Source organism: Rhizobium sp. J15, from assembly GCF_002531825.1.
Lineage (GTDB): Bacteria > Pseudomonadota > Alphaproteobacteria > Rhizobiales > Rhizobiaceae > Rhizobium.
This window is the reverse complement of record NZ_NWSX01000015.1, coordinates 26,703-53,129: the sequence shown is the minus strand read 5'-3', so window position 1 is coordinate 53,129 and position 26,427 is coordinate 26,703. Positions and strand designations below refer to the sequence as shown.

Genomic DNA, 26,427 nt, shown 5'->3' with positions numbered 1-26,427 from the left:
TTCCTCGCTTCTTACTGAATGATGCCTTCGCGGACCGCCTTGGCCGCGAGCTGTATGCTGTTCACTGCATTGAGCTTGAGACGGGCACTCCATACGTGTCGGCTAACCGTGTGCTCCGAAATGCTGAGAATGATGCCGATCTCTGAGGCCGTCTTGCCTTCAGCCATCCAGTGGATGATTTCCTTCTCGCGCGGCGTGATATGGTCTCCTGGGACGAAGCTCATGATAACCACCCGTTACGAAAAGCGACGGCGACAAGAGCCGCATCCTTTCGGGGGATGCGGAGCATCTTGCTTGCCGACTGGATGCGCTGACAGATCGCGGATTCGCTCACATGGCGCTGAAAGGCGATGTCCTTGCGGCTTCGCCCCTCTGCTAGCATCTTGATGATTTCCTTGTCTGTCGTGTCGAGAGGGCACTGCCGGATGGTGGTTTGCATGTTCATGGTTTACTCGCCCTCACTGAATGGCGCATCTGCGTGACGCCAATTCTGACCCTTGATCTTGATAGTGTTCGCTCTGATTTTGAGGAGATCGGCAAAGCCAAAGCCAACATCGAGGCAATATCTCTCCGACGCCGGGAGCGCGCATATCGCGAGATTGGCGAAGACCCTTGCGAGGGCGAACCTCGTCAGTGGGAACTTGCTCATTCGGCCGCCTCCTTGTTGCTGTCTTGCGCCGCGCTCACGATGATCGGGTTATCCGGGAACATGCGCGCCAGTTTACGCTTGGCGCTCAGGCTGCCGTTGAGGGCCTTCCTGAGCAGTTGAAGCTTGCGAGGATCGACCCTTGGGGAGTCGTCTTCCTTCTGGGCCGGTGGCTCGATGCGTGGACGAAGCGCGGCCTCTATGTGTGCCTGCTGCACCCTGCACTCGTCGGCGAATTCTGGCGCCGATGGTGCGAACGTCTTGTTCTCTCGCTTCACCCTGCCGGCCAAGAACGCCTTCGCCGCGGCCATGACGGCCTGCATTGAATAGCTCTCGACGGCAATTAGATAGGCGAGCATCTGGCCGTCCACGTCAGTGCTTTGCGAGCTGGGGAAGCCCGAAAGAAGCATTGAGATGATCGAGGCGGGCGTTAATGTCTCTTGCGGCATCCCATGTCGTCCTTCTGGCAGGGTTGCGTTGCGTGATTGGGTCCGGCTCGTTCGCCCATTCCCCTGCTCTCAGCCATGAAGCAGGATACGGGATGAACTGAGCTTCTCGCCTCTGAAGATCGGGGAGGTTTCGACGAAGCCCCTGCATGATCTCATCTGGCGTAAAGCCCTTCTTGAGCATCTGACCCCATGCTTTCTCAGCATCGAGGGGCTTTTTTTTCCGGGGATAAAGTTTGTAAAACTCTGCGAAAGTCGTCATGCTGCCACCTCATCAAATTTGGTCGATTCATTCCCGAACGAATGCCAGCCTTCCCGGCTCTGGCGCGCGAATACGTCAGCGCGGCGGGCGTGCGGCATGATCCGATTGCACATGTCGTAGAATTCATCCGGCTTGCGGCTATGCTCGCGGGCCACTCCGTCGAAGATGGTTTGAGGAATCGCCGCCTGCTTAGGATTGCCGAGGGTGGCGACGACAACCGCCTCGCCAGTCGTGCGGACTCGGTAGCCGGTCCCCATGCGAACTTTGCCGGCCGGCGTAGTCTTGCGCCACATCATGACTGACTTGTATTCGAAGCCCCATGCCTTCGCGCAGTCGATCGCCAATGGCAGTTGCGGAGCCGTCGCCCAGCAATAGAGCAGGCAATCCATGCTCGCCAGCTTGCCGACCGGCATGGCGAGGATATCGGAATCGGTCATCAGGTCGTATTTCGCCAGCGCTGACTTCTTGGCGCCTTCCTTGCTGTAGAGGTCAAAGCCCCACGGCGGGTCGATGACGATCATCTCGTAGTGAAGAGGAACGAGAGGGTCGAAGAACCACGTCATTTCACCACCTCGACCTCAAAGCCATATTGAGCCTTGACGCACTTGCGCTTGAACTTGCTGAGCGGGGTATCCATGCCCTTGACGTCGATCACGGCGTCTCTGGTGAGTTCTAGGAACTCCAGAATTGTAATGGAGCCCGACCCGCGATTATCGTGGATCCCAGCTTTCTTCATCCAGTCGATCGGATGCATATTGCTCTTGCGAGAATTGCACGGCTTACAGCATGGGATTAGGTTGCCGACTTCGGTCTTGCCGCCCAATGACACTGGCATCCAGTGATCCATTGTGAGTTTGTGGCCCTCGGTCCCGCAATAAATGCAAGTCCCGACCTCAAACAGATCTATGAGCGCCTTCCAATCCGACCGATCGATGTTGACGCCTGCATCCTGTTCACGCGAGCGGCGTAAAGCTGCCCGCATTCGGCCTTCCTCGCGGGCTGCGGCAGGGTTCAACCTACGGAACTCTCTGCCGGCGACCCGCTGCCTTTCATTCCTTGCCTCCCGATGACGCTCTGCGGAACTGGCGGCGATTTCCTTACGGCGTTCCTGGTTTTCTGATGCCCACCGAATGGCACGCTCTTTGGCAACGAGTGGATTGGCTTCGTACTTCTGTTTGGCTCGCTCGCGATCGAGTTCTAGATTTGCTTCACGCCATGCCTTCGCGCGGCCCTTCACGGCGTCTGCATTTTTCGCGTAATATTCTCTGCCTTTGGCAGATACGCACGCCTTGCATGCTGGGCTAAGTCCAGAAGGCTGACGCTTCTTCGAATGATATTCGGTAACGGGTTTCTCTAGCCCGCACATCGTGCAGATCTTCATATCTCGACGATCTCCAATCCTGGGTAACAGGCGAGAACGCTCGCCTTCTTGAGCAGGTACATGTCGGTGCGCATGCCCTTCACGTCCTCGCAGATCCGCTTGTTGCGGCGGGAGCAGAAATATGCGAAGTCCCCGCGCCACGTTGCACGGCGCCCGTTCGGGTATCGCGCGGACTTCATCAGGACAGGGCCTTTGGAGCCGAAAAGATAGAACTTTGGCTGGCGCACGAGGTGGCTGATCTCGCCGGCGCGTTCCAAAGCCTTCAGTTCGAGCCACCGGTTCCCCTCTTTCTTGGAGTCAAACCGGATGCCGTCGATCACGACCGGTTCGTTGCGGAACTTCGACCGCTTCGGCTTCGACAGTAGGGCCTTGGCTTCTTGCCTGGTGAGATTGACAGTCAAAACTGCTTCCCCCACTCTTTGCCGACATAAGCGAGTGGCTCACGACGACCGGCCATCCTGGCAACGTGCCTGCGCTTCAGCTCGAACCGGTGTTCCTGCTCTGCATGCAGTCGATCGCGGTATTCTTCCTGAGACGTGTCACCCTTCTCGGCTGAGCGCAGGGCGTGGATCTTGCGCTCCACATCGGGAACGGGGATCTTGAGGGCTTGGGAGATCTGAATGTAATCCAGACCCTCCCTGAAAAGCTCCAGTGCGCTCTTGTTCGTCATTCACGCCGCCTCGATGGTTGGTGAAGGGGTTGGGTTAGGACTTGCCGGACGCCTTCTTGCGGTCATCGTCGCTGAAGCTGCCAACAACACCTGTGGATGCATACGAAGAGGTTCGGTTTGCCAGGCCGCGCATTGCCGCCGTGTAGTTGCCGGTCGTCATGTTGAGCGTCGAGCCGGCCATGCTGCCGAGATCAGCGCCTTGGCCGAATGCATCGAAATCTGCGCCGATGAAGACGACATCGAAGCTCTTCGCGCGCATCTCGTCGAGCATGGCCTTGGCCGCGTCCTTCTTGATCTCGCGGCTGCAGTTCTCGGCGCCGTCCGTGATGATGACGATCGTGGCCTTCTTCGGAGCGTCGGTGCGGATGGATTCGATCAGTTTGCCGATCGCGTCGTAAAGAGGCGTCATGCCGCGCGGCTGCACTTCGTCGTTGTTGATGTCCATCCAGTCGGAAGCCTTTGCGCCCTTGCGCAGAACCTTGAAGGGATCGCGGTCATCGAAGGCGGCGACGGTGACTTCGGTCTTCTTGGTGGCCTTCTCGGTTTTCAGGCCGTCAACATAGGCATTGAGAGAACCGATGGTTTCCACCCATCGGGCGGCCATCGAACCAGAACGGTCGAGCAAGATGTAAGCTTTCATGTCAGTTATCCTTTTCGTTTCGCTTTTTGAACTTTCGCAGCCAGGCCTTGAACCTGAGCCAGCAAATCTGAATCCAGAGCATCCCCGTCGAGCTCCCTTTCAATTTCGAGTTCGTGCTGAAGACGGGCGATCTGGCGCTCGCACATGTCGATGTACGCCGCCTTGATCCGAGCGAAGATGCCCGCCTCGATGGTTTTCGCCCTGCCTGTACGGATGTTATTGATGGTCCAGAACGGTATGCCGTACTTCCGTTCGAGCCTTTCGATTGCAGGAGTCATGTCGCCCCAGCCGGCGCTTTCGCGCTCGATCATTCGTTTGACGTAACTTTGGGCCGCTACCGCGCTACTCATTTCGTGCTCCAAATGCTCAGTTTCTCTGCACATGTTGCGTTCGTTCCTGTGGTTATCTCAACTCGTTCGAAGGAGCCGAGAGATGTCCAACAGGAACACTCAAACAGTAGACGACGAGGGCACTATCTCTGTTGCGGGAGAAAACTCCCTCGTCGTCTCGCTCAGCACCCGCCGCCGGGAGCTAGAAAATCCATTCGCAGAGCCGACCCGCCGCCTCGTATCGGCATCTGCTGCAGCCGGTGAACCTGATGAGCAGGAGCCGGCTGCCTTCATTGCCTTGGGTACTGCCGTTGCCGCGGTGGTTATGAAACTGCGCTACGGAAGGCCGAGGGTAAGGGTGCTGTCCCGGGGCAACGAGGGGTGATCCCCGGGACAGACTGCTCATGAGCCTATGGTGCTTGGGAGGAGGAAGGCTCATGGGGTTCGGAAGGGGTGACGATGCGATAGGAGACGATGTTGCCGCCGCTCGGGGAGCCTTCGTAGAACTTGTGATCCCACCAGTAATACTTAGCTTTCATGGGGCGCACGCTTTCTTCTTGAACTGAGTCGTTATCCGTTCTCTGAAAGCGAACATGAACGAGCGCGTCTGGGTCTACAGGTCGGCATCCGCCTTTGTGTTCGATCCACTCGCTCATTGCTGCACCTCCTTCGCAATGGCGCACACGACGGCGCCGGACGTTAAGGCGGAGCACCAGCCGATGAAGAACATGCCGAGAGCCGGATCTACGCCCCAATAGGCGTAGTTCAGAATGCTGATAGCCAGGAGAGAGGCTTGGAACAGGAAGTAGAGCATCACTGCGCCTCGTTCTTGTTGGCTGCGAAGTGACGGAGGAAGCCGTCTTGGGAGCTGTTGTCGTAGTCGAGAACGTCAAGCTCGGGCTCTCGGTCGCACTGCTGGATGAAGATGACGAGGGCCTTCACGGCGAAGAAAAACAGGGCGCCGATGATGATGGCGAGCAATAGGGGGCCGAAGAAAGTCACCATGATTTCACCTCTTGCCGTGATTTGAGTTCTGCCTGGAGGGATTTGATATGATCAGCGAGGGCTTCGGTGCTCATGGTGGCAGGCTCCTCTGGAGCGAAGACCGGAAACATCCTGACAGCGTCAACCACGGAAAATTTGAACATGGCGTCATACGGATAGTTCTCCGGAAGCTCATCTTCGTATGTCCATCCAACAATGCGGGTCAGTCCGTATTCCTTCTTCGCCTCGTACAGGTCTTCTTGCTGGTCGTGGGTGGTCATGCTGCCTCGCTCTCAGCGCGGGCTATGGCGCGGTCGAAAAGAGAGAGGACTTCGGCGTGAGTGTGCTTGTCGTTGAAGTCGGCTACGCCGAGGCAGTTGTCGTCCTCGGATACGAGGAGGTCAAGGAGGACATCGTATGCTCCGCCCCACGCGCGGTTACCAGCTGTGATTTTGTCAATAGCCCCACGCGAGCAAAAGCACACAGCCATCGGGTCTGTGGCGTTAACGGAATTACCGTTCTCGTCCCTTGCATAAACGGTCTGCGTCCACCGCTTCTCATCGCTGATCAGCTCTCTCGCAGCCTTGAGGATTTCAACGGTGTTCATGTTCTCTCCCTATTGAGGTTTGGGTGATGGGAGGGGGTGCGCGACGATTTCTGGAGTTCGCGAACATGATGCTGGACGTAAGGTCCACGGATGACATCAATCTGGAACTCGTCGTCGGTCGCGGCTTCTATAGCCTCGGCCTCACGGCGCAATTGTGCGGCGCGATCGCGAACGGAATGGATGATTTTTGCCGGCTCGACTTCGCCCCAATCCATGAAGCCACGGTAATCATTTTGACCTGGGAGGCGGATGCGCGTCAGTTTCTCGCTCATGCCGCCACCTCGTCTATTTCGATCGCGTATGCGAGATGGAACCCGCGAGAGAGGCGACGGAATTTGTCAACGGTGGCGATGTGAAGCTTTTTCTTCCCGAATGGGCGCCCGTCAGGCCTCACCCACGACACCGTGTAGAAGACGCGCGTCGGGTATTTCCCCGGCTTGTGAACATCGACGACGGTGAGGATCTGGAATCCATTGCCATCGGCGATAACTTCTGTCTCGTCGCCCCAATACCCAGCAGCTTCGTAGCGAACACCGGGGTTCCACGTCTGCACCTCGTGCTCGCCTTCCTCGTCGAACGTGCTGTAGGTTCCCCGAACGAACGGATAGGCGTTCTTGAACTCTTGGCCTGCGGTGAACTCGCTCATGCTGCGCTCTCCCGCTCCTGCTCGTCGGACCCACTGCTGGGCGGCTTATGAGAAACAAGATCAGCCAAGGAAAGCTCACCGCCAGTCGCCTCGCTGATTTGCTTGAGGCGGCTAGTCGTCGTGCCCTCGCCGGCCATGATGCGATAGAGCTGCATACGGCTCGTCTTCGCGGACTTGGCGAAGGTAGAAAGGCTTTCGCCCTTCTTCTGCAGATACTTCATGAGGGGGTGCTGATCTGTTTCCATGCCTCCTTGTAACACCGGGTGAAACAGAAATCAAATGAAATCTGTCACAGGGGGCGTGACCACGCGTTACAAAGAGCATGATATATTTTTAGCATGGCTGAACGGACATATACCAAGACGTACATCAAGGAATGGCGCGAATACCGCGGCCTTTCGCTAAGGCGTTTGGCTGACCGTCTGGAGCTTGACGGCCCAGACGAGACGCTGTCTCATTCCAGCATAGGCCGGATCGAGAATGGCCAGCAACCTTATTCACAGCCCATCCTCGAAGCCTTGGCGCATGCCCTTAACGCCAGCGTCACGGATCTGCTCTCTGTCGATCCCACCAAAGAAGGCGAGGTCGTCGATCTGGTCCGGTTGATCAATGAGAACAATAATCGAGATCTGGCGGTGCGGCTGCTGAAATCCCTCACCGGAACCGATGGCTAAGCCTTCGGTTTGACCTCACGGTATAGCAGCACGAACTCGTTCATCTGGTCGAACTGAATCTTCCACCTATAGCCATGCTTTTTGCACAACGCGTCCGCCAAGGCTTTCGCGTGTGTCTCGCACTCGTCACGAGGCGCGGCGCGTGTTGGCACAATAGCGACGACCGACCCTGCTGCCATGCCCTGAAGAAGAGCCCTTCTTTTCATGTTTCACACCCCTTATTTTCTAGGGGATATTACATCTGGCGCAGGGATTTTCGATACGCCTGTTTTTTTGTTTGATCGCTATGGTTCATGAGCAGTTTAGAATTTTGCGGCGCAATATGACCCATTTTGGACCGTTGCTTTTCAAGACAGTTAGACAATAAGTATCAATAGACGGAGGGTGAGGTTATCACTTCTGTCCCGTCGTATTCCTAACCAGAGCTATCAAGCCAAACACGCATTATCGACCAGGCTGAATCCCGAAAGCCATCGGGGTATCTTGGGGGCCTGCACTCCCGGCTGGTCGGCATTCGCGCCGGAACCTCACCACTTTCGTCGTTTATCCACCCTTGCGAGGCGTTCAGGGCCGTCTTAAGCCCGCGTGTCGTGCTCCATGATGTCCATACGATCCTCCAGCTCGACGGCCTTGGAACGCGTAAGCCCCGAAATTTAGAAGGCTTCGGAACCTGGGGGGAGGTTTTTCGTTTGAACGCCACATGCCGTTATGGTATAACGTTGACGTTCTCTTGGCGGCGGAAAAACTTCCCGGTTCAAACCGCTACCAATCAGCCCTCGAAGCATTGAGCCGCTTCGGGGGCTTTCTCGTTTTTGCCATAGCGATTCCCGCCCGTCAATATTTTGTCACACCCGGCGCAACATTTTCCTTGACGCGCTGTCACATGGGGTGGTACAAGAAAGACATCAGAGCACGAAGAAGCCACGGCCTCACTGCTCCATCCAAAGCAGAGAACCGCCCCGGCCGCTCTTCTGCACAACGAGGAAGACGGGAATGTACGTTTTGCTGAATGAGAAAACTCGCAAGTTCGCGCACAAGGACAGCATCGGCGAACACGATGGCCTTGTCACGGACCGCGAGGAAGACGCAGCCCAGTTCGAGGACTGGGGCGATGCGTCCGACTACAGCCAGAACTTCGGTCCCGACTGGATCGTATTCTGATGAGCAAGGCCGCAGACTTTTACGAACTTTCACCAGCATATCGCGTGGAGCCCGGCGGGTTTGCTTCTGCCGCCATCATCTCATGCAGCCTTTGTGGCGACACGATCGACGGCATGGGCGGACCTGGTCGAGGTGCGGTCTGCCTCAAATGTGCTGCCGAGATGATTGCGGGTCGCCTGCGCGGCTGCGTCATCTGGGAAAATAGCGATCCGGCTTCGGCCTAACCACCCACCCCGCAGACAGTCGGTCCCTACCGACTCTTCTGCGCAACGAAAATGAGGATGAGAGAGATGGCGCAGACAATCGAGATTTCGCCGATCGATGTCATGGCTCTGAAAAAGCTCGCCGTGATCAACGGGGCTCTGGCGAAGACGCTGACCGGCGTTGCCTCGCGTGAGCAAACGGCTCTCCTTCGCGTCCTGATCGATGTTGTCAATCGCGCCGAACTGGCGAACGCCACCGAAAAGGCAGGTGCATGATGTCCTCCATCGAAACCATCATCACCGCCGCCCAAAAGGCTCAAGCCCAGTTTTCCGTTATCCACGGAAGCCAGACCGACAACGAGGAAATCGTCAAGGAACTGGCAGTCGAGATGATGAAGGCCCTTTCCGGCCTCGTCTACGATGCGGGCGGCGATCCTGATTACCTTGAGCCTTGGATCGACGGTATTGCCGATGACATAGACCGTTCGTTCCAGAGCGCTCGTGAGCCTGTCGTAACTCGCATGTTCCGTCCTCGCCGAGGATTGGGCTCGGTTCTCGTCAAGGGCGCGAACCTTCAGGCGGCAGAATAGGAGAGAAGGCAATGGGATTGGATATCACAGCTTACCGCAAGATCTCGAAGATGACGGGCGTTCGCTATGAGGACGGAGAAGTCCTTGACGAGGAAACCGGCGAATATGCCGATTGCGACTTAATGGCATTCGTCAATTCAGACTTCCCTGGCCGTAACGATAACGTCGAAGACGGTCAAGCCTATCGTGCAGAGGAACGCTTTGGCTTCCGAGCCGGCGCTTACAGCTCGTACAACCGCTGGCGCGACGAGCTTGCCCGCATCTCTGGATGGCCGCTCGGCTCCTACCACCAGTGCGGCAAAGATTGGGAAAGCTACGCTGCCTCTGCATGGAAGGCAACATCAGGCCCGTTCTGGGAGATGATCAACTTCTCGGATTGCGAAGGCGTGATCGGTCCCGAGACGAGCAAGAAGCTTGCCGACGACTTCGCGGCCTTCGATGCCGCCGCCAAGACCGTTCCAGAGCCCCGTTTCTACGAAGTATACAGCGAATTCCGCAAGGCTTTCGAAATGGCTTCGGACGATGGCGCCGTAAGATTTCACTGACACCCCCACCCCAACCGGCCGGTAGGCCAAAGAGGAAGACGACGATGGGTTACACGTCCGATTGGAAGCCGACGAAGGCTGAGAACCCAAACTTCAAATGCCGTCAGTGCGGTTCTGATGAGGTCGAGTATCGCGATTGGGAAAGCTCTGATGGCGCCCACGACGACCTCCATTACCGCTGCAATGGTTGCGATCGGCAATGGTGGGTAGAGGGGGCGGATTACTGATGCGCTGTGATCTCAAATCCCTTGGCGAGTGCCCTGTTCCCTGCGCCACACAATGCGGCGTGCTGCCGGTCGATGCCAAGGAGCCTCCGCAGCACCGGTTTACAGCTCGGGACCAGTTGATCCTCGTTGCTACTGGTCTTGCCGTCTACGCCTGCGTCTTCTTCGCAATGTCTGCATGGAATGAGCAGTTGCGGGTGGCGAAGGCCGATTGCCAGGAGGCTTGCTATGTCGCCCGCTGAATATCGCGCTCTCGCTGTTAGGGCTTTCGAGATGGCCGACGAATACCGGGCCGACGCCAAAACATCGAGCCCAGAACGCGCGGCGCGGCTGCTGCAATGGGCCGATCAGCGCGAAGAGCACGCATGGTTCTATTTGGGCCGCGCGGAGATCGATGAAGATTTTGTCAGAAGACACCCACGAAAACAAGAGGATAATCGTCATGTCGCTTGACCCTCGCATTGAGGCCATCCGCAAGGAATATGGTCTGGATAAGGACGACTTCTGGCAGATCCCGCAGAATAAGCAATGGGTTGCGAAGCATGCGGCTCTTGAGGTTGTCGCCACAAAGGCAAACGTCGTCTTTGCGTCCCCGACGATCATCGAAGCCGACACAGCCAACGGCATCGCCGTCTTGTCAGTGTCGGGGACTATGGGCAACCGCAGCGATTGGGCAACCGGCGAGGCCAGCCCCAAGAACTGCAAAAATGGCTATCCGTGGGCAATGGCCGAGAAAAGGGCCAAAGATAGGCTTGTTCTCAAACTCGTCGGCATTCACGGCCTCGTTTATTCGGAAGACGAATCCGAGGATTTCAAGGAGCATCGGCACGACCAGTCAGCCCCCAAGTCTTCCGCCCAGCTCAAGCGCAATGGCGAGTGGGAAAAGATCATGGCCGGACTCGAAAGCGATCTGGTCGATGTCCAGTCCATGGCGGGACTTGACCACCTTCGCAAACAATATCTCGATCAGGCTGAACGCGACGGCTGGACCCAGGCATGGCGCGCGGCCCTCGTTGACCGCCTAGAGGGCTGCGAGGCCGATATCCGCCGCAACAATCTCTGGGAAGAGATGACCAACATCACGACGCTCGGCGGCCTGCAAAGCTTCTGGGAAGAGAATTTGCCCAGCATCAAGGCCATTGGTTCCAAAGCCGTCGCCGACTTCACCAAGAAGAAGGACGAGATGAAGAACGCCTTCCTCGCCCGTCAATCCAATCTGGCCGCAGGGTGACCAACATGGGCAAGAAGTCTTCCGAAAACGCACCTATCTATTGCGTCAGGCGTGGCGATGCTCTGATCGGCGAGTTGCAGTACGACCGTGACCGCATTGCCGCCATGCCGGCCGGCGAGCGCATCAAGGTGGAATTGAGCACCGGCCGCAGCCCCTCAAGGCTACGCTGGTATTGGCAGTTCCTCCATGCGGTCGTCAATGCCACGGATGCTGTTCCCGATGCCGAGAGCCTTCATTCACTCGTCAAGCTGAATACCGGGTACGTCACTCCGATGATGGTCCGCGGTATGCCGTTTGTCGTGCCTCGCAGCATTTCGTTCTCCTCCATGACCGAAGAGGAGTTCGTTGGCTTCCTGCAGCGCGCCGAGCGATTCATCGCCGAGAGCTATGGCGTGACCCCCGAGGATGTGGAGAGAGCAGCATGAGCGAAGATCAAGATATCACTGTTGTCGTATGCGTCAGAAACGGATGCGTCGAAGGCCTTGCCGTTGAGGGCAGCTTCGATGTTTTCCGCGAATGGATGGAAGACCCGAATACCGAAATGCTTGCTCGTGTCCCGCTGAGCATCGGCAGAGAACTGCTCTTCAAAAGCAGAGGCGCTCTTTTCGATGAAATCGAAGGGATGTTAGCATGAACGCCCGCGATCATTTGGCCCGTTTCCCCCACGCCAGAACCTCCACCGTCGTCTACCTCCAGAAGAAAGACGAGATGACGGAGCTATTGCGCCAGGGAATCCTTCAAGAGCAACTGCGCCGGACGCCTTTGCCTTGGTGGAGGCGCGTGCTTTCCGCCATTCGTGGCGGGGGAGGAGCCTAAGATGTCTGTCCTCAAGAGACATTATTTTAGGGTTTATGCCGCCCCGGCAGGCCCATACGCTGAGAAGGGTATCAAGCCAGACGATGAGTGTTTCGTTCAAGAGCCTGAACAAGCTTCTCAGTGCGGTATGGACATGCAGCGAGAATATGAGGGCCGCGATCTCTTTTGGGTAGTTCTGACCGAGAAATTGACCCGCGCCATTCGTGGTGAGGTGCAGCAGTGACCGCTTTCCGTATCGCCTCGCATGTCGCGCCAGATCAGTTCCCGAAGAGGAAGCCGGCGAAGAGCAAGGATTACCTCGCTTTTCTGCACGAACTTCCTTGCGTAATCACCGGAGCTTACGGCATCCAGGCGGCGCATCTATCGATGGCATCGCCACGACATGGTCATTACGGCCGCGGCAAAGGCAGGAAAGCCCCGGATCGGTGGGCGCTGCCTTTGAGCCCTGAACTCCATGCTCGACAGCATGATATCGGTGAAGAGCGCTTCTGGAAAGGTCGCGACCCGCACACCCTATGCTTGGTGATCTGGGGCCTCTTCTCTGACATGGGCGACGACGCCGCGCCATTTGCTACCGCCATCATCAACCAGCACGTTAGGGACGGGAAGCCATGAGCAACGAACACGAACGCGGCGTAGAGGCTGCAATCCTTCATGAATTGCGCGAGCGTCTGGCGAAGATGCCGAAGTTCGATCGCGGCATCAATTGGCAACTCCGCAACTGGCAGGGCGCCGAGGAGATGACCATCTACGGCGAAACCGCGAATTGCCTCAAGTGGATCTTCGACAACACCGAAGCGCTGATCTCCGCCCTTGCCTCCCACCCATGCACCTCAACCCCAGTTGAGTCTCAGAATGCACCGGGTTTGGAAGACAAGGGAGGGGACATCGTCATGAGCGTCTATGAATTCGATCGATACATCAACGGCCGACTGATGGCAGAAGGCGTCACGGTTGAAAAGGCAAAGACCGTCGAAGAAGCCACGTTAACCGCTGCCCGGATTGCATCGCGAGGTCCGAACCGCGAGGTGCCGGTTTTGGTTTTACGCACCCGCGCCGCCCTCATTCCTTCAGAGCGGAAGGGGAATGCCGATGCATAGCCCCGTATCCCGCCGCAACGATTTCTTCACTCTCGCAATATGGGTGGAAAAGCTCAAGAGAGAGATTGAGCGGGTTGAGATGGAGGAGCAGGAATGACGCCCTTCATGAAGGAGCCATGCGCTCATTGCCCATATCGCCGGGATGTCCGGCCTTTCCTGCGCATTGAGCGGGGGTACGAGTTAGCGTTCCTGGCGCAGAACAAATACAATGAGTTCTTTTGCCATAAAACGCTTGATCATGACGACGAGGAAGGAGAAACCTGCATTGGAGAAAAATCACTCATCTGCGCAGGCTTTCTAACTCTTCAGATCAACGAGTCTGGCGCAAGGGTACCGAACGGATTCGAGCCCAGTATCCTTGCATACGATAATACTCACGAAATGCAAGAAGCATATGAGGATGAAACCGACGGCTGCTGGGTGTCTCCGAAATGGCTTGAAAGGGAGAAATCCCGATGAGCGCCTTCCGTATCGCCCCGCACGTCTCCCCCGACCCCGTACCGAAGCGCAAGCCGGCGAAGAGCCGAGACTATCTCACGTTTCTTCATGAATTGCCGTGTGTGATTACCGGCGCCTATGGTGTTGAGGCTGCGCATCTGTCCATGGCGTCTCCCAGGCATGGGCATTACGGCCGTGGTAAAAGCCGTAAGGCCCCAGACCGTTGGGCGCTTCCCCTCAGTCAACTCGAGCATGCCAGGCAGCACCGTATCGGTGAGGAGGCATTTTGGGTGTGCGCCGGCATCAACCCTCATGTTCTGGCGCTGACCATTTTCGGCCTCTGGAGCGACATGGGCAACGACGCCGTTCCATTCGCTACCGCCATCATCAACCAGTGGCGGCTCGACGCCAAGACGAGAGGTGAGGCATGACCGAACGAATTATCGGAGTTGCAGCGAAACACCCCGATGGCGGCGTATATTCCCTTCTCGCTCCAGCCAGACATGGCCAAATCCTGCGACTCGTCATCGCTGCCTACCCGGACGATCCTAACGCTGCGCACAAATGTATCCAAGGGTTCGTGACGGACGGCTTCAGGTTTGTTGGCCGCGAGGAAGCCCGTAACATTGCCGACGCCGCCGGCCAGTCTTCGCATCGAGACAAGAAATTGCCAGAACTGTTTTCGGAGGATTTGTGGTGACAGAACACATTCCATACTGGCCCGCCGCCATGAACCTGAAATCCGCAGCCGCATATTGCGATATCTGCGTCGATACATTCAAGAAGGTATGCCCGGTCAAGCCGGTTCAGTTCACGGAATCCACAAGGGGAGAAAGATATCTTCGCCAGCGCCTTGACGAATGGCTGGCGTCTCTCGATCCAAACAAGCAAGATGCCGCTCCGAAGCGGAAGTTCGGGGAGCGGCTTTATGGTGGTTACGGTGAAGCTAGAAGGGCTTAACATCGTCAAGGCCCGCGGCAAGTGGTACGTCTACCCGAGATCGGGTGGCGAAGCCTACGTCAAGGGCTTCGAGGGCACGCGAGAGGAGCTGATCAAGCACCTCGAAAAATCGGCAGAGTTCACCCACGCATACAACCGGCCCCGGCTCGCAAAACGCGCGGCCAAGAATTTCCCGATCGAATGCCTCGGCGGCTTCGTCTACTGGTACACCAACGGCGATATCGACAAGGACCTCAAGGCTTGCCTCCAAAGCCCGGGCGCGCTTGAAAAGGGATATCCGAAATGGCAGAAGCTCGCCGCCTCCACCCGCAAGGATTATCTTGAGGCTTTCGAATATCTCCGCCCCGAGTTCGATTCCGATCTAAAAGATATCACTCAGCCAGACCTTTACGAGGTTCGCGACCGATGCGCCAACGTCAAATGGCCGCGCTTCGCAGACCAGATGATATCGGCCCTCTCCTCTTTATTCCGCCAAGCTGTCCGGCGCGGGAAGATGCCGTTCAATCCATGCTTGGGGATGGACAAGACGCACAAGGCAGATCCGAACGCAAACCGCGAGTGGGAAGCGGACGAGTTGCAATATGTGCGCGACAATGCCCCGATGGAAGTTCTGATTCCGGTCATGCTCGCTCGATACGCTGGCCTACGGGGGCAAACTCTCGTCGATGTGAACCGCAAGCAGTTTCGGTCGCACCACCTCACCGGCCAGGCGGTTCGCTATAAGGCCCGCAAGAACAACAAGCTCGTTACGCTGCCTGTCCTTCAGGAGCTTCAAGATTTCCTCGTCTCGCTCAAGCTGCAACGAGCTGACGGCCTTATATGCGTCCGTGATGATGGAAGCGCATGGCCTTCGGAGAAGGAAATGCAGACGCGCGTCAGCCATTGGCTTCGAGATCAGGAGCGCGAAAACCACATCGGGAGCGGCACGACATTGCATGGCCTGCGGGTGACATATGCGGCATGGTGGAAGAGGACAACGGGCGCCAACAACAGGGAGATCGCCGACCTTCTCGGGGACGAGTCGGAGGCGATGGGCGCGCACTACACCCGGCATGTGGAGACGGAAGCGAATATCGCCAGGGCGTTCAGCCGGGTGAAGAAAAATGACCCCTGAATGTTTTGCAAAATCTCATTTTGTTCCGTCGTTTTCCATCGTTGAAACGACCTTTGGCTTGCAAAACACAACGAATGAAATTCAATACAAATCAAATACTTGGCAAAAACTGCAACAGATTTTAAGTCCCTTGCGTCTACCAGTTTCGCCACGCCCGCTTGCTGCGTTTTCAATATCTTGCGTTATTGGCGATGGGAAGAGCCGTCGGAAAAAATCACGCTTCGATTGCTCGCGGGTCGGCGGATGATCGGCCCGCATTCTGCGCGGGGCCATGCTAAAGGCGCGGCGAGCTCGCACCCGCCGCGCCTTTAGCATTCCGCATCAAAGATCAGGCGAGCTTGGCGGCAAGCTTTGCGACATGGGCGCCCTGGTATTTCGCGCCTTCCAGCTCGACTTCGGAAGGCTGGCGGGAGCCGTCGCTATTGGTGATGGTGGAGGCGCCGTAGGGCGAGCCGCCCTTGACTTCTTCGGTGCTCATCTGGCCCTGGAAGGCGTAGGGAAGGCCGGCGACGACCTTCTGAGACGAAGCAACGCACCGGCGGCAGTTTGCAAAGCGGCGCAAGGGCGCTACCTATTTGCAAGCTTCACATCACGGAACATCCCATGAGCCATGACAACGTCGTCACCGCCGCCATGCTCGCCATCGGCGACGAACTTCTCTCCGGCCGCACCAAGGACAAGAATATCGGCCACCTCGCCGAGATGCTCACGCTCTCCGGCATAGACCTGAAAGAGGTGCGCATCGTTGCCGACGACGAGGAGGCGATCGTCGAGGCGCTGAACGCGCTTCGCGGCAAATACGACTATGTTTTCACCTCGGGCGGCATCGGGCCCACGCATGACGACATCACGGCCGATGCCATTTCCAAGGCATTCGGCCTGCCCTGCGAATATGACGAGGCGGCGATGGCCCTGCTTGCCGATATGTACAGGCGCCGCGAGATGGAATTCACCGAGGCACGCCAGCGCATGGCGCGCATGCCGCGGGGCGCTGCCCATATCGCCAATCCCGTTTCGACGGCGCCGGGCTTCATCATCGGCAATGTCTATGTCATGGCCGGCGTGCCGCAGGTCTTCCAGGCGATGGTCGACAATGTGCTGCCGACGCTGCGGACCGGCACGCCGGTGCTTTCGCTGGCCATCCCCTGCCCTTACGGCGAGGGTGAGATCGGCACGCCGCTGACGGCGATCCAGAAGGCGCATCCGGAAACCAGCATCGGTTCCTACCCCCGATATGTCGGTCAGAAATTCTTCACCGAGATCGTCGTCCGCGGCCGCTCGCAGGCGATGATCGATGCGGCCGGCGCCGAGGTGCATACAATGATCGACGCCATCCGCCGGAGAAAGGACATCGCCGAAAACCATTCCGCCGAGGCTTAGGAAAGCCGGCCGTCCTTGATGTCGGTCAAGGAACAGGAGAAGGGTCCGGCGCATTCCTTTCCTCGCGCCAGCCATTTCAGCGCAAGGAGAATTGATATGTCTTACAAAACCATTCTCGCCATTCTCGATACGACAGACAATAGCAGCGCCGTTGCCGATTTCGCCTTTGCCCTCGCCGCCGAAAACGGCGCCCATGTGATCGGCCTGCATGCCGAGACCATCTCCGCCGTGCCGCTGGTGGCGCCGATGGAAATTCCCGACCCCGTGGCGGTGCAGGCGCTGCAGGACATGGCGCACAGTGAAACGGTCGCGGTCGAGCGCATCTTTCGAGAGAAGGCGGCGGCGGCAGGCGGCTCTTCCGAGTGGCGCAGCTTCGCCACATCGATCGGCTATGGCGCCTCGCCGCTGATCGACAGCGCCCGCAGCGCCGATCTGCTGATCGCGTCGCAGGCCGACCCCGCCAAACCCTCCGACAGCCATGTCGATGTCAACAGCTTCCTCTTCGAGACCGGCCGGCCGGTGCTGATGATCCCCTATATCATCCGCCAGCCCAAGCCGATCAGGCGCGTGCTGATCGCCTGGAACGGCTCGAAGGAGGCGGCGCGCGCGACCTTCGACGCGCTGCCGATCCTCAAGGCGGCGGACGAAGTGGAAATCCTCTCGGTCGATCCTGCCGACACGGCGCTGCAATCGCCTTTGACCGCGGGCGCCGAGATCGCCGCCACGCTTGCCCGCCACGGCGTGAAGGCGACGCACACATCCGACATTATCGAGAACCGGCTTTCGGACGATAGCATCGATCTTCTCGTCATGGGCGCCTATACGCATTCCTGGCTCTGGCAGACGATCTTCGGCGGCACGACGAAGACCGTGCTGCATTCGATGACGGCGCTGACCCTGTTGTCGCGGTAGCCTGTCGCTCTTGCCTTTTGCCGGCAAATTCCGCTAATTGCAGCGACCGATGACGGCTTCGAGCCTCGGCCACGTCTCGCGCAGTAGCAGCTCGCGATCTCGCGCAGTTGCAGTTCGCGCGTTTCTCGTTCTGCCGATCGCCGCGTCAAGCCCGTCCGGTCGCCGGCAAACGGCGTGTCGTCTCTATCATGCCGCGGAGCAGCCCGATGTCCCTTCCCGATAAAGCCTTTCCCGTTTCCTGGGATCAGTTCCACCGCGATGCTCGTGCGCTTGCCTGGCGCCTTGCCGGCCTCGGGCAGACCTTCAAGGCGATCGTCTGCATCACCCGCGGCGGCCTCGTTCCGGCGGCGATCATTTCACGCGAACTGAACATCCGGCTGATCGAGACCGTCTGCGTCGCCTCCTATCATGACTATGTGAACCAGGGCGACATGGTGCTGCTCAAGGGCATCGCGCCCGAACTGACGGAAAATGACGGCGAAGGCGTGCTCGTCATCGACGACCTGACGGATACCGGCAAGACCGCGGCACAGGTGCGCGGCATGCTGCCGAAGGCGCATTTCGCCTGCGTCTACGCCAAGCCGAAAGGCGTGCCGACCGTCGACACCTTCGTGACCGAGGTGAGCCAGGATACCTGGATCTACTTCCCCTGGGATATGGGCTTTACCTATCAGGAGCCGATCGCCAAGGGCGCACGCTGACCGCCACGCCGGCGCGTGCCCCTTGCATTTACCACTTGAAATTGTTCCAGATTTTGTCAGCGGGATCTCCCGATTCCGCTATCGGCTTTTGCCCATCTATTTTATTTTATGCTCATAGACTTGGGCGAGGTGAGAATCGTGTCAGGTTGCGCCTAAAAGGTGCAGTCGGAAATATGGTACGAGGAAGCAAGATGGCGCGGTGGGGGCATCTGAGAGCGGGTTTGGTCGTCGGGCTGGCGGCATATCTTTTTCCGCTGACCCCTGTTCGCGCCGAGCCTGCCTATGTGCCCCTCGTGCGCGACTATGTCGAACGAAGGGTAAGGCCGATCGTCGAAACGCCGCTGGTGCTGAATGCCATTGCCGAGCAGAACGCGGAATTCGGCAATGTCAGCGAAATGGATATGCGGGTGCTCGACGAGGCTTACCGGTCCGAGATCGGAAAACCCCACCTGCATATGGTCAAGCTGCTGCTCGACAAATCGGTCTCGCATTATCTGAAATCCAAGCAGGACGCCTCGCAGGGGGCGATCGTCGAATTTTTCGTCACCGACAATCATGGGCTGAATGTCGGGCAGAGCACCATCACCGCCGATTATTGGCAGGGCGATGAGGAAAAATATCTAAAAACCTTCGCCAAGGGCTCCCGCGAGATCTTCATCGACCGGGCGGAACGCAACGAGAGCACCCAGATGCTCGAAACTCAGGCGAGCTTCGTCGTCCTCGACGACAAGGACCGGCCGATCGGCGTGGCGACCGTCACCATCGCCATCGATGCGCTCTGAACGGGGTTTGATGCCGGGCGAATCGCCATGCGCATTTGCACCGAAAATGCCATCACAAGATTTGCCGCAAGACGCTTTTTTGCCCTTGCGCCGTTTTTCTTAGCCGGCAACACCTGCAAGCCCTTGTAATTTCAGCACTCCCCGGCTTTCCCCAATCTCCACAGGCGCATCCACAATATGTTGTGGTTAGCATTCAGTTAAGAGCCAGCCCTTGACGGAATCACCTGTTTCAAACTTTATTGTTACTGATGTTGCGGCGGCGACAGGACCGGAGGTAACGAGCCCGGTTCCCTTTGAAAAACAAGACGCAGAACCAGGGTTGTGCACCGGGAACGGTTCAGACCCGCCAGGATTTTTGCGCGGTTTTCGGCCTCCAAAAAAAGCGGCGTCGGGACTGGCGATAATAAGCTGTTAATACTATATTTAGCGTTTGCAGCCACCATCACCACAAGATACAGGAAGACATCTCTCCGGATGACACCCCTGTCACAATACGGAAACGAGGCTGGCTGCACGACGACAATGTGCCGCCGGATAGGAAATTTGCGCTTGAGGTCGCGGGGACCGGGCGCCAACGCGAGGTCAAGACTATGCGCATCGAACGTCGTTTCACGAAGGCCGGCCAAGGCGCCTATGCGGATATAGAATTCCGCAAGGCGACGAGCGAGATCAAGAACCCTGACGGGTCGATCGTTTTCCGCCTCGAGAATATCGATGTTCCCGCGCAGTTCTCCCAGGTCGCCACCGACGTTCTGGCGCAGAAGTATTTCCGCAAGGCCGGCGTTCCCACCCGGCTGAAGAAGGTCGAGGAAAACGACGTTCCTTCCTTCCTGTGGCGCTCCGTTCCCGACGATGCAGCGCTGAAGAACCTGCCGAAGGAGGAGCAGACCGGCTCCGAGATCGATGCGCGCCAGGTTTTCGACCGTCTCGCCGGCACCTGGACCTATTGGGGCTGGAAGGGCGGCTATTTCTCTTCCGAGGAAGATGCTGCCGCCTTCAAGGACGAGCTTGCCTATATGCTCGCCACCCAGCGCGTCGCCCCGAACTCGCCGCAGTGGTTCAACACCGGCCTGCACTGGGCCTATGGCATCGACGGCCCCGGCCAAGGCCATTTCTACGTCGATCCCTTCACCGGCAAGCTGACCAAGTCCAAGTCGGCCTACGAACATCCGCAGCCGCATGCCTGCTTCATCCAGTCCGTCGAAGACGACCTCGTCAACGAAGGCGGCATCATGGATCTCTGGGTGCGTGAAGCGCGCCTCTTCAAATACGGCTCCGGCACCGGCTCCAACTTCTCCATGCTGCGCGGCGAAGGCGAAAAGCTTTCCGGCGGCGGTCGCTCCTCCGGCCTGATGAGCTTCCTGAAGATCGGCGACCGCGCCGCCGGCGCCATCAAATCCGGCGGCACGACGCGCCGCGCCGCCAAGATGGTGGTCGTCGACATCGACCATCCCGATATCGAGGAATACATCAACTGGAAGGTCAAGGAAGAGCAGAAGGTTGCCGCCCTCGTCACCGGCTCGAAGATCGTCGCCCGGCACCTGAAGGCAATCATGAAGGCCTGCTTCAATTGCGAAGGCGATAACGGCGATTGCTTCGACCCGGCCAAGAACCCTGCCCTGAAGCGCGAAATCCGCGCTGCCAAGAAGGACCAGGTTCCGGAAAATTACGTCCAGCGCGTCATCCAGTTCGCCCGCCAGGGCTACAAGGATCTCGAATTCAAGACCTACGATACGGATTGGGATTCGGAAGCCTACCTCACGGTCTCCGGCCAGAACTCCAACAACTCCGTCTCGATCAAGGACGACTTCCTGCGCGCCGTCGAAAATGACGGCGAATGGAAGCTGACCGCCCGCAAGGACGGCAAGGTCATGAAGACGCTGAAGGCGCGCGACCTCTGGGAAACGATTTCCTATGCCGCCTGGGCCTCGGCCGATCCGGGCATCCACTTCAACACGACGATGAACGACTGGCACACGTCGCCGGCCGGCGGCCCGATCCGCGGCTCGAACCCGTGCTCGGAATACATGTTCCTCGACGACACGGCCTGCAACCTTGCCTCGCTGAACCTCCTGCAGTTCAAGGACAAGGCCACCAAGCGCATCAACATCGGCGACTACGAACATGCCGTTCGCCTGTGGACCGTCGTGCTCGAAATCTCGGTCATGATGGCGCAGTTCCCGTCGAAGCGCATTGCCGAACTCTCCTACGAATACCGCACGCTCGGCCTCGGCTACGCCAATATCGGCGGCCTGCTGATGTCGTCGGGCATTCCCTATGACTCGGCAGAGGCCCGCGCCATTGCCGGTTCGCTGACGGCAATCATGACCGGCATCTGCTATGCGACCTCGGCCGAAATCGCCGGCGAACTCGGCCCCTTCCCGAACTTCGCGCCGAACCGCGAAAGCATGCTGCGGGTCATCCGCAACCATCGCCGCGCCGCTTACGGCGAAACCTCCGGCTATGAGGCGCTGTCGATCGACCCAGTCGCGCTGATCCATTCGGAAAACCCGGACCAGGATCTCGCCGCCCATGCCAAGTCGGCCTGGGACAAGGCGTTGGAACTCGGCGAAAAGCACGGCTACCGCAATGCTCAGGTCTCGGTCATCGCGCCGACCGGCACGATCGGTCTCGTCATGGATTGCGATACGACCGGCATCGAGCCGGACTTCGCCCTCGTCAAGTTCAAGAAGCTCGCCGGCGGTGGCTACTTCAAGATCATCAACCGCGCCGTGCCGGAAGCGCTGCGCACCCTCGGTTATTCGGAAAGCCAGATCGCCGAGATCGAAGCCTATGCCGTCGGTCATGGCAACCTGAACCAGGCGCCGGCGATCAACCCGTCGACGCTGAAGGCCAAGGGCTTCACCGACGAAAAGGTGGAAGCCGTCAACGCCGCGCTGAAGAGCGCCTTCGATATCAAGTTCGTCTTCAACCAGTGGACGCTCGGCGCCGACTTCCTGAAGGAGACGCTGAAGGTTTCCGACGAACAGCTCTCCGACATGAGCTTCAGCCTGCTCGACCATATCGGCTTCTCGAAGAAGGACATCGAAGCCGCCAACATCCATGTCTGCGGTGCGATGACGCTGGAAGGCGCCCCCTTCCTGAAGGCCGAGCATCTGCCGGTCTTCGATTGCGCCAACCCGTGCGGCAAGATCGGCAAGCGCTACCTCTCGGTCGAAAGCCATATCCGCATGATGGCGGCTGCCCAGCCCTTCATCTCGGGCGCGATTTCCAAGACGATCAACATGCCGAACGAGGCGACCGTCGAGGATTGCAAGAACGCCTACATGCTCTCCTGGAAGCTCGGCCTGAAGGCCAATGCTCTCTACCGCGACGGCTCGAAGCTGTCGCAGCCGCTCAACGCCTCGCTGATCGAGGATGAGAGCGACGAGGATGCGCTGGAGGAACTGCTGCAGGCCCCCGTCGCCGCCCAGGCCGTCACCATCACCGAGAAGATCATCGAACGGGTGATCGAACGCGTTTCGCGCGAACGCGAAAAGCTGCCGAACCGCCGCCAGGGCTATACCCAGAAGGCCGCCGTCGGCGGGCACAAGGTGTATCTCCGCACCGGCGAATTCGGCGACGGCCGCCTCGGCGAGATCTTCATCGATATGCACAAGGAAGGCGCTGCCTTCCGCGCGATGATGAACAATTTCGCCATCGCCATCTCGCTCGGCCTGCAATATGGCGTGCCGCTCGAAGAATATGTCGAGGCCTTCACCTTCACCAAGTTCGAGCCGGCCGGCATGGTCATCGGCAACGATGCCATCAAGAACGCCACCTCGATCCTCGACTATGTCTTCCGCGAACTCGCCGTCTCCTATCTTGGCCGTCACGACCTCGCGCATGTCGATACGTCGGATTTCTCGAACACGGCACTCGGCAAGGGCATTCAGGAAGGCAAGACCAACCTGCTCTCCACCGGCTGGACCCGCGGCTACAAGCCGACGCTGGTTTCCGGCACAGGCAGCGAGCGCCAGGCGGGCGAACCCAAGGGTGCGGCCACCGCGGCCCCTGCCCGCGCCGCCTCCACCGGCACCGTGACCGCCTTTGCCGGAAGCGCTGCCCGCAAGCTGGAGCCGACAGTTGCCATCTCCACCTCCGAAATCGTCGCCTTCAAGCGCGATTACGAGGAGCGCGCCAAGGAATTGGCGGAAGAGATCGCCGAAGAGGTGACCGAAGAAATCACCAGCGACGCGACCGCCCTCTTCTCCGACAAGGCCGCAGCCGACGCCGCCTCCGCCAAGACGGAAGCCAAGAAGATGGAAGCCGAACGCCGCCAGCGCTCGATCATGCAGGGGTATACGGGCAACATGTGCTCGGAGTGCCAGAACTTCACGATGGTGCGGAACGGCACTTGCGAGAAGTGCGACACGTGTGGTGCTACGAGCGGGTGCAGCTGAGCCGACCCTGCAGGTAACTGAGAAATCGAAGCTAATTCTGGCCAAACACCTCTAAAACTGGCCAACGCCATGTAGTCACGGTCCCGGACACTTTCCAGTGCCCGGGAAATAACAAGCGCCGAGGTCAGTAGACCATTCAGGGCGCAGTCGGTTCAAACATGGGGAAGAGATGGCGGCGTTGCTTGGTCCGTCGCACACGCCCCTTCCGACTATCAGGAATTCTGGGATTATCTAGCAGTACCATCGATGACCAGTTTCGGCCCATTCCGGAAATGGGAGCTCGATCGCTGTTGCCCGTTCGAGAGACGCACCAGCGGCGGCGGCCATCTAATTCTGTGCAATGATATCGGCTATGTCGCGTGCATCGATGCATTTGACTGACGAGGCACTTCGTGACTTTTGCCTATGACACTCCCTCCCTCGATCTGAAACTCGATCCCGATTTCTTCTCCCTCCTCGCCGGAAGCTACGCCCGCCTCGTCCGCCGCCCTCTCGTCGGCGACGGCCAAGGCCCAGACTGGCTTTACAACGACGCTCCCTTCGTGGTCCTCGCCCACAACACCGAGCCCGACCCGCGCTTCATCTATGCAAACCGGACCGCGCAGGCCTGCTTCGAATATAGTTGGGATGAGTTCATCGCGCTGCCTTCGCGGTTTTCGGCCGAGCAGCCTGATCGCGCCGAGCGGCAGCGGCTGCTGGATGCCGTCACGCGCGATGGGTTTGTCGAGAATGGGCGCGGTATCAGGATTGCGAAATCGGGGCGGCGTTTCTGGATTGAGGACGTGACCGTCTGGCAGTTGATCGATGAAAGCGGGCAGCGGTTGGGTCAGGCTGCGATATTCTCTTCATGGCGGGATGCCTAGTCTTGCAGCCGGCCCGCGACCTCAGCCTGGTATGGTGCGCGCCGGCGATGAAGCTTCGGCGACGCGGTCGGGATGGGCGGCCTGGAAGGCCGGCAGTTCGGCGCATCGGGCGTCGATCTCGACGATGCGCTTGAAATCCGTGAGATCGACGCCCCAGCGGCGGGCGTTGTAGACTTGCGGGATCAGGCAGAGGTCCGCCATCGTCGGCCGGTCGCCATAGCTGAATTCTCCGCCGTCTTCGCCGATCATGGTCTCCAGTTTCCCGAGCCCGGCCCCGATGAAGTGTTTCATCCATTCCTCGCGGGCGTCGGCCTTCCCGGTCATGGTCGTGAGATGGGCGACGACATGCATGTTGCAGATCGGATGGATGTCCATGGCGACGGCATATGCGAGGGCGCGGGCTTTCTGGCGACCGGCGATATCCGCCGGCAGCAATCCGGATTCCGGCCAAAGCTCGGCGAGATATTCGATGATTGCCAGCGACTGCGTCAGAACCTGCCCGTCGATCACTAAAGTCGGCACGAGGCCCTGCGGGTTGAGGGCCAGATAGTCCGGCTTCCTGTGTGCCCCCTCCAGCAGATTGACCGGCACGGTTCTATGCTCGATGCCGAGAATGTTGAGGGCGATGCGGACGCGATAGCTCGCCGACGATCGCCAGTAGTCGTAGAGAACGACCTCGCTCATTGCGGCTCGGCTCCTCCATATCGTTCCACGGTCTGCTCGATCGCGCCGAAGATCGAATGGCCGGCGTGATCCTTCATCTCGATGCGGACCTGATCGCCGAACCGCATGAACGGTGTCTTCGGCGAACCGGTTTCGATGGTCTCGATCATGCGCATCTCGGCGATGCAGGAATAGCCGTCGCCGCCGTCTTCGACCGGCCTGCCCGCCCCGCCGTCGCGCTTGTTGGACACCGTCCCCGAGCCGATGATCGTTCCGGCCACGAGGTTGCGGGTTTTGGCGGCATGGGCGATCAGCCGGCCGAAATCGAAGGTCATGTCGATGCCGGCGTTCGCCTTGCCGAACGGCTTGCCGTTCAGGCTGACAAGCAGCGGCAGATGCAGCTTGGCGCCATCCCAGGCGTCTCCCAGCTCGTCCGGCGTCACCGCGACGGGAGAAAAGGCCGAGGCAGGCTTGGACTGGAAGAAGCCGAAACCCTTGGCCAGTTCATCCGGTATCAGGCCGCGCAGCGAGACGTCGTTGACGAGCATCACCAGGCGGATCGAGCTACGGGCGGCTTGCGGGCCGGCCCCCATCGCAACATCGCCGGTGATGACGGCGACCTCGCCTTCCATGTCGATCCCATAGGCCTCGTCGGCAGCAGGGATCGGATCGCGCGGCGCGAGGAAACCGTCCGAACCGCCCTGATACATCAGCGGATCGGTCCAGAAGGTCGCCGGCATCTCGGCACCCCTCGCCTTGCGCACCAGTTCGACGTGATTGACGTAGGCCGAACCGTCGGCCCATTGATAGGCGCGCGGCAAAGGCGATGCGGCGTCGTGTTCGTGAAAGCGGATCGTCGGCTGGGCGCCGGTCTCGATGCCCTCGGCAACCTCCGCAAGCCGTGGCGCCACATGCTTCCAGTCATCGAGCGCCGCCTGCAGGGTGCGGGCGATATGACCGACCTCGGAGCAGCGGGTGAGATCGCGGGAGACGACGACGAGCCGGCCGTCCCTGGTGGAGTCCTTCAGCGTTGCGAGCTTCATATCCGGTCCCCGA

46 protein-coding genes and 1 pseudogene are annotated in these 26,427 nt (G+C 58.9%); 26 read left to right on the top strand and 21 right to left on the bottom strand.

Annotated features, from left to right (window positions below; all coding sequences use genetic code 11):
- Positions 1-11: 11 nt before the first annotated feature.
- From CO670_RS15445 to CO670_RS15400, 10 genes are all read right to left on the bottom strand, one after another.
- Positions 12-224 (bottom strand): LuxR C-terminal-related transcriptional regulator, encoded by a 213-nt coding sequence (locus tag CO670_RS15445; protein WP_097591037.1) that lies wholly within the window; start codon positions 222-224, stop codon positions 12-14.
- Complete coding sequence (locus tag CO670_RS15440) at positions 221-445, bottom strand: response regulator transcription factor (RefSeq protein WP_097591036.1); 225 nt, start codon at positions 443-445, stop codon at positions 221-223. The genes CO670_RS15445 and CO670_RS15440 overlap by 4 nt, the downstream gene beginning before the upstream one ends.
- A 200-nt stretch (positions 446-645) precedes the next feature.
- Positions 646-1,005 carry a hypothetical protein gene (locus CO670_RS15430; protein ID WP_245425839.1) on the bottom strand — a complete coding sequence of 120 codons (360 nt, stop codon included), beginning with the start codon at positions 1,003-1,005 and terminating at the stop codon, positions 646-648.
- A 13-nt stretch (positions 1,006-1,018) separates the two neighbouring features.
- On the bottom strand, positions 1,019-1,354 hold the full coding sequence (locus CO670_RS32545) for a hypothetical protein (RefSeq protein ID WP_141502299.1): 336 nt from the start codon (positions 1,352-1,354) through the stop codon (positions 1,019-1,021).
- Positions 1,351-1,917 (bottom strand): MT-A70 family methyltransferase, encoded by a 567-nt coding sequence (locus tag CO670_RS15425; protein WP_097591034.1) that lies wholly within the window; start codon positions 1,915-1,917, stop codon positions 1,351-1,353. The genes CO670_RS32545 and CO670_RS15425 overlap by 4 nt, the downstream gene beginning before the upstream one ends.
- A complete protein-coding gene (locus CO670_RS15420; RefSeq protein WP_097591033.1) occupies positions 1,914-2,735 on the bottom strand; it encodes an HNH endonuclease in 822 nt (273 codons plus the stop codon). The genes CO670_RS15425 and CO670_RS15420 overlap by 4 nt, the downstream gene beginning before the upstream one ends.
- On the bottom strand, positions 2,732-3,136 hold the full coding sequence (locus CO670_RS15415; RefSeq protein ID WP_210202685.1) for a DUF1064 domain-containing protein: 405 nt from the start codon (positions 3,134-3,136) through the stop codon (positions 2,732-2,734). Before CO670_RS15415 ends, CO670_RS15420 begins: the two co-directional genes overlap by 4 nt.
- Entirely contained in the window at positions 3,133-3,405 is a 273-nt protein-coding gene (locus CO670_RS15410; protein ID WP_097591032.1) for an RNA polymerase subunit sigma-70, read from the bottom strand. Before CO670_RS15410 ends, CO670_RS15415 begins: the two co-directional genes overlap by 4 nt.
- A gap of 34 nt (positions 3,406-3,439) precedes the next feature.
- Positions 3,440-4,045 (bottom strand): vWA domain-containing protein, encoded by a 606-nt coding sequence (locus tag CO670_RS15405; protein ID WP_097591031.1) that lies wholly within the window; start codon positions 4,043-4,045, stop codon positions 3,440-3,442.
- 5 nt (positions 4,046-4,050) lie between these two features.
- On the bottom strand, positions 4,051-4,395 hold the full coding sequence (locus CO670_RS15400) for a hypothetical protein (protein WP_245425837.1): 345 nt from the start codon (positions 4,393-4,395) through the stop codon (positions 4,051-4,053).
- A gap of 82 nt (positions 4,396-4,477) precedes the next feature.
- On the opposite strand from CO670_RS15400, the gene CO670_RS15395 reads away from it, so the two are divergent.
- Complete coding sequence (locus CO670_RS15395) at positions 4,478-4,759, top strand: hypothetical protein (protein ID WP_097591029.1); 282 nt, start codon at positions 4,478-4,480, stop codon at positions 4,757-4,759.
- 25 nt (positions 4,760-4,784) lie between these two features.
- On the opposite strand, the gene CO670_RS32540 is transcribed toward CO670_RS15395, so the two are convergent.
- From CO670_RS32540 to CO670_RS15365, 8 genes are read right to left on the bottom strand one after another with little or no spacing between them, the layout of a single operon-like run.
- A complete protein-coding gene (locus CO670_RS32540; protein ID WP_141502297.1) occupies positions 4,785-5,030 on the bottom strand; it encodes a hypothetical protein in 246 nt (81 codons plus the stop codon).
- Positions 5,027-5,188 (bottom strand): hypothetical protein, encoded by a 162-nt coding sequence (locus CO670_RS32960; RefSeq protein ID WP_176538944.1) that lies wholly within the window; start codon positions 5,186-5,188, stop codon positions 5,027-5,029. Before CO670_RS32960 ends, CO670_RS32540 begins: the two co-directional genes overlap by 4 nt.
- Positions 5,188-5,379: a hypothetical protein gene (locus CO670_RS15390; protein ID WP_097591028.1), complete on the bottom strand. Its 192-nt coding sequence runs from the start codon at positions 5,377-5,379 to the stop codon at positions 5,188-5,190. Before CO670_RS15390 ends, CO670_RS32960 begins: the two co-directional genes overlap by 1 nt.
- Positions 5,373-5,639 (bottom strand): hypothetical protein, encoded by a 267-nt coding sequence (locus CO670_RS15385; RefSeq protein ID WP_097591027.1) that lies wholly within the window; start codon positions 5,637-5,639, stop codon positions 5,373-5,375. Before CO670_RS15385 ends, CO670_RS15390 begins: the two co-directional genes overlap by 7 nt.
- Complete coding sequence (locus CO670_RS15380) at positions 5,636-5,965, bottom strand: hypothetical protein (RefSeq protein ID WP_097591026.1); 330 nt, start codon at positions 5,963-5,965, stop codon at positions 5,636-5,638. The genes CO670_RS15385 and CO670_RS15380 overlap by 4 nt, the downstream gene beginning before the upstream one ends.
- A complete protein-coding gene (locus CO670_RS15375) occupies positions 5,962-6,237 on the bottom strand; it encodes a hypothetical protein (protein WP_097591025.1) in 276 nt (91 codons plus the stop codon). Before CO670_RS15375 ends, CO670_RS15380 begins: the two co-directional genes overlap by 4 nt.
- A complete protein-coding gene (locus CO670_RS15370; RefSeq protein ID WP_097591024.1) occupies positions 6,234-6,611 on the bottom strand; it encodes a hypothetical protein in 378 nt (125 codons plus the stop codon). The genes CO670_RS15375 and CO670_RS15370 overlap by 4 nt, the downstream gene beginning before the upstream one ends.
- A complete protein-coding gene (locus tag CO670_RS15365) occupies positions 6,608-6,856 on the bottom strand; it encodes a hypothetical protein (RefSeq protein WP_097591023.1) in 249 nt (82 codons plus the stop codon). Before CO670_RS15365 ends, CO670_RS15370 begins: the two co-directional genes overlap by 4 nt.
- A 93-nt stretch (positions 6,857-6,949) precedes the next feature.
- Here CO670_RS15365 and CO670_RS15360 point away from each other — a divergent pair, with 93 nt between their 5' ends.
- The 19 genes from CO670_RS15360 to CO670_RS32535 all read left to right on the top strand — a co-directional run bounded on the left by CO670_RS15360 (position 6,950) and on the right by CO670_RS32535 (position 15,914).
- Positions 6,950-7,285 carry a helix-turn-helix transcriptional regulator gene (locus tag CO670_RS15360; RefSeq protein WP_097591022.1) on the top strand — a complete coding sequence of 112 codons (336 nt, stop codon included), beginning with the start codon at positions 6,950-6,952 and terminating at the stop codon, positions 7,283-7,285.
- Positions 7,286-8,278: 993 nt separating this feature from the next.
- On the top strand, positions 8,279-8,446 hold the full coding sequence (locus CO670_RS32955) for a hypothetical protein (protein ID WP_176538943.1): 168 nt from the start codon (positions 8,279-8,281) through the stop codon (positions 8,444-8,446).
- On the top strand, positions 8,446-8,670 hold the full coding sequence (locus CO670_RS15350) for a hypothetical protein (RefSeq protein ID WP_097591020.1): 225 nt from the start codon (positions 8,446-8,448) through the stop codon (positions 8,668-8,670). The genes CO670_RS32955 and CO670_RS15350 overlap by 1 nt, the downstream gene beginning before the upstream one ends.
- 66 nt (positions 8,671-8,736) lie before the next feature.
- Complete coding sequence (locus CO670_RS15345; RefSeq protein ID WP_141502295.1) at positions 8,737-8,925, top strand: hypothetical protein; 189 nt, start codon at positions 8,737-8,739, stop codon at positions 8,923-8,925.
- Positions 8,922-9,239, top strand: a complete 318-nt coding sequence (locus CO670_RS15340; protein WP_097591018.1) for a hypothetical protein — start codon at positions 8,922-8,924, stop codon at positions 9,237-9,239. Before CO670_RS15345 ends, CO670_RS15340 begins: the two co-directional genes overlap by 4 nt.
- A gap of 11 nt (positions 9,240-9,250) precedes the next feature.
- Positions 9,251-9,784 carry a hypothetical protein gene (locus tag CO670_RS15335; RefSeq protein ID WP_097591017.1) on the top strand — a complete coding sequence of 178 codons (534 nt, stop codon included), beginning with the start codon at positions 9,251-9,253 and terminating at the stop codon, positions 9,782-9,784.
- Between the two features lie 452 nt (positions 9,785-10,236).
- Positions 10,237-10,461: a hypothetical protein gene (locus CO670_RS15320; RefSeq protein ID WP_097591014.1), complete on the top strand. Its 225-nt coding sequence runs from the start codon at positions 10,237-10,239 to the stop codon at positions 10,459-10,461.
- A complete protein-coding gene (locus CO670_RS15315; RefSeq protein ID WP_097591013.1) occupies positions 10,451-11,239 on the top strand; it encodes a hypothetical protein in 789 nt (262 codons plus the stop codon). Before CO670_RS15320 ends, CO670_RS15315 begins: the two co-directional genes overlap by 11 nt.
- A gap of 5 nt (positions 11,240-11,244) precedes the next feature.
- A complete protein-coding gene (locus CO670_RS15310) occupies positions 11,245-11,664 on the top strand; it encodes a hypothetical protein (RefSeq protein WP_097591012.1) in 420 nt (139 codons plus the stop codon).
- On the top strand, positions 11,661-11,873 hold the full coding sequence (locus CO670_RS15305; RefSeq protein ID WP_097591011.1) for a hypothetical protein: 213 nt from the start codon (positions 11,661-11,663) through the stop codon (positions 11,871-11,873). The genes CO670_RS15310 and CO670_RS15305 overlap by 4 nt, the downstream gene beginning before the upstream one ends.
- A gap of 183 nt (positions 11,874-12,056) precedes the next feature.
- Positions 12,057-12,278 (top strand): hypothetical protein, encoded by a 222-nt coding sequence (locus CO670_RS15295; protein WP_097591009.1) that lies wholly within the window; start codon positions 12,057-12,059, stop codon positions 12,276-12,278.
- Positions 12,275-12,670, top strand: a complete 396-nt coding sequence (locus CO670_RS15290; protein ID WP_097591008.1) for a DUF968 domain-containing protein — start codon at positions 12,275-12,277, stop codon at positions 12,668-12,670. The genes CO670_RS15295 and CO670_RS15290 overlap by 4 nt, the downstream gene beginning before the upstream one ends.
- A complete protein-coding gene (locus CO670_RS15285; protein WP_097591007.1) occupies positions 12,667-13,155 on the top strand; it encodes a hypothetical protein in 489 nt (162 codons plus the stop codon). The genes CO670_RS15290 and CO670_RS15285 overlap by 4 nt, the downstream gene beginning before the upstream one ends.
- A gap of 93 nt (positions 13,156-13,248) precedes the next feature.
- Positions 13,249-13,614 carry a hypothetical protein gene (locus CO670_RS15280; protein WP_097591006.1) on the top strand — a complete coding sequence of 122 codons (366 nt, stop codon included), beginning with the start codon at positions 13,249-13,251 and terminating at the stop codon, positions 13,612-13,614.
- Complete coding sequence (locus tag CO670_RS15275; RefSeq protein WP_097591005.1) at positions 13,611-14,024, top strand: DUF968 domain-containing protein; 414 nt, start codon at positions 13,611-13,613, stop codon at positions 14,022-14,024. Before CO670_RS15280 ends, CO670_RS15275 begins: the two co-directional genes overlap by 4 nt.
- Positions 14,021-14,293, top strand: a complete 273-nt coding sequence (locus tag CO670_RS15270; protein ID WP_097591004.1) for a hypothetical protein — start codon at positions 14,021-14,023, stop codon at positions 14,291-14,293. Before CO670_RS15275 ends, CO670_RS15270 begins: the two co-directional genes overlap by 4 nt.
- Positions 14,290-14,553: a hypothetical protein gene (locus CO670_RS15265; RefSeq protein ID WP_245425834.1), complete on the top strand. Its 264-nt coding sequence runs from the start codon at positions 14,290-14,292 to the stop codon at positions 14,551-14,553. Before CO670_RS15270 ends, CO670_RS15265 begins: the two co-directional genes overlap by 4 nt.
- Entirely contained in the window at positions 14,522-15,667 is a 1,146-nt protein-coding gene (locus CO670_RS15260) for a site-specific integrase (protein ID WP_097591002.1), read from the top strand. The genes CO670_RS15265 and CO670_RS15260 overlap by 32 nt, the downstream gene beginning before the upstream one ends.
- Positions 15,657-15,914: a hypothetical protein gene (locus tag CO670_RS32535; protein WP_141502292.1), complete on the top strand. Its 258-nt coding sequence runs from the start codon at positions 15,657-15,659 to the stop codon at positions 15,912-15,914. Before CO670_RS15260 ends, CO670_RS32535 begins: the two co-directional genes overlap by 11 nt.
- A gap of 81 nt (positions 15,915-15,995) precedes the next feature.
- On the opposite strand, the pseudogene CO670_RS15255 reads toward CO670_RS32535, so the two are convergent.
- Positions 15,996-16,181 (bottom strand): annotated as a pseudogene (locus CO670_RS15255) (NAD(P)H:quinone oxidoreductase); the annotation flags it as partial.
- Between the two features lie 89 nt (positions 16,182-16,270).
- Between CO670_RS15255 and CO670_RS15250 the strand changes: the two are divergent.
- The 6 genes from CO670_RS15250 to CO670_RS15220 all read left to right on the top strand — a co-directional run bounded on the left by CO670_RS15250 (position 16,271) and on the right by CO670_RS15220 (position 24,708).
- Entirely contained in the window at positions 16,271-17,047 is a 777-nt protein-coding gene (locus CO670_RS15250; RefSeq protein WP_097591001.1) for a competence/damage-inducible protein A, read from the top strand.
- A 96-nt stretch (positions 17,048-17,143) separates the two neighbouring features.
- Positions 17,144-17,959 (top strand): universal stress protein, encoded by an 816-nt coding sequence (locus CO670_RS15245; RefSeq protein ID WP_097591114.1) that lies wholly within the window; start codon positions 17,144-17,146, stop codon positions 17,957-17,959.
- A 206-nt stretch (positions 17,960-18,165) separates the two neighbouring features.
- A complete protein-coding gene (gene gpt / locus CO670_RS15240) occupies positions 18,166-18,660 on the top strand; it encodes a xanthine phosphoribosyltransferase (RefSeq protein ID WP_097591000.1) in 495 nt (164 codons plus the stop codon).
- 191 nt (positions 18,661-18,851) lie between these two features.
- Complete coding sequence (locus CO670_RS15235) at positions 18,852-19,442, top strand: hypothetical protein (protein WP_097590999.1); 591 nt, start codon at positions 18,852-18,854, stop codon at positions 19,440-19,442.
- A gap of 590 nt (positions 19,443-20,032) precedes the next feature.
- Positions 20,033-23,845, top strand: a complete 3,813-nt coding sequence (locus CO670_RS15225; protein ID WP_097590997.1) for a vitamin B12-dependent ribonucleotide reductase — start codon at positions 20,033-20,035, stop codon at positions 23,843-23,845.
- A 392-nt stretch (positions 23,846-24,237) separates the two neighbouring features.
- A complete protein-coding gene (locus tag CO670_RS15220; RefSeq protein WP_097590996.1) occupies positions 24,238-24,708 on the top strand; it encodes an MEKHLA domain-containing protein in 471 nt (156 codons plus the stop codon).
- Positions 24,709-24,729: 21 nt separating this feature from the next.
- Here the strand turns inward: CO670_RS15220 and maiA are convergent, their stop codons facing one another.
- Both maiA and CO670_RS15210 read right to left on the bottom strand, forming a co-directional pair.
- Positions 24,730-25,392, bottom strand: a complete 663-nt coding sequence (gene maiA, locus CO670_RS15215; protein WP_097590995.1) for a maleylacetoacetate isomerase — start codon at positions 25,390-25,392, stop codon at positions 24,730-24,732.
- Positions 25,389-26,414, bottom strand: coding sequence for a fumarylacetoacetate hydrolase family protein (locus CO670_RS15210; RefSeq protein ID WP_097590994.1), 1,026 nt, complete (start codon positions 26,412-26,414; stop codon positions 25,389-25,391). The genes maiA and CO670_RS15210 overlap by 4 nt, the downstream gene beginning before the upstream one ends.
- Between the last annotated feature and the right edge of the window lie 13 nt (positions 26,415-26,427).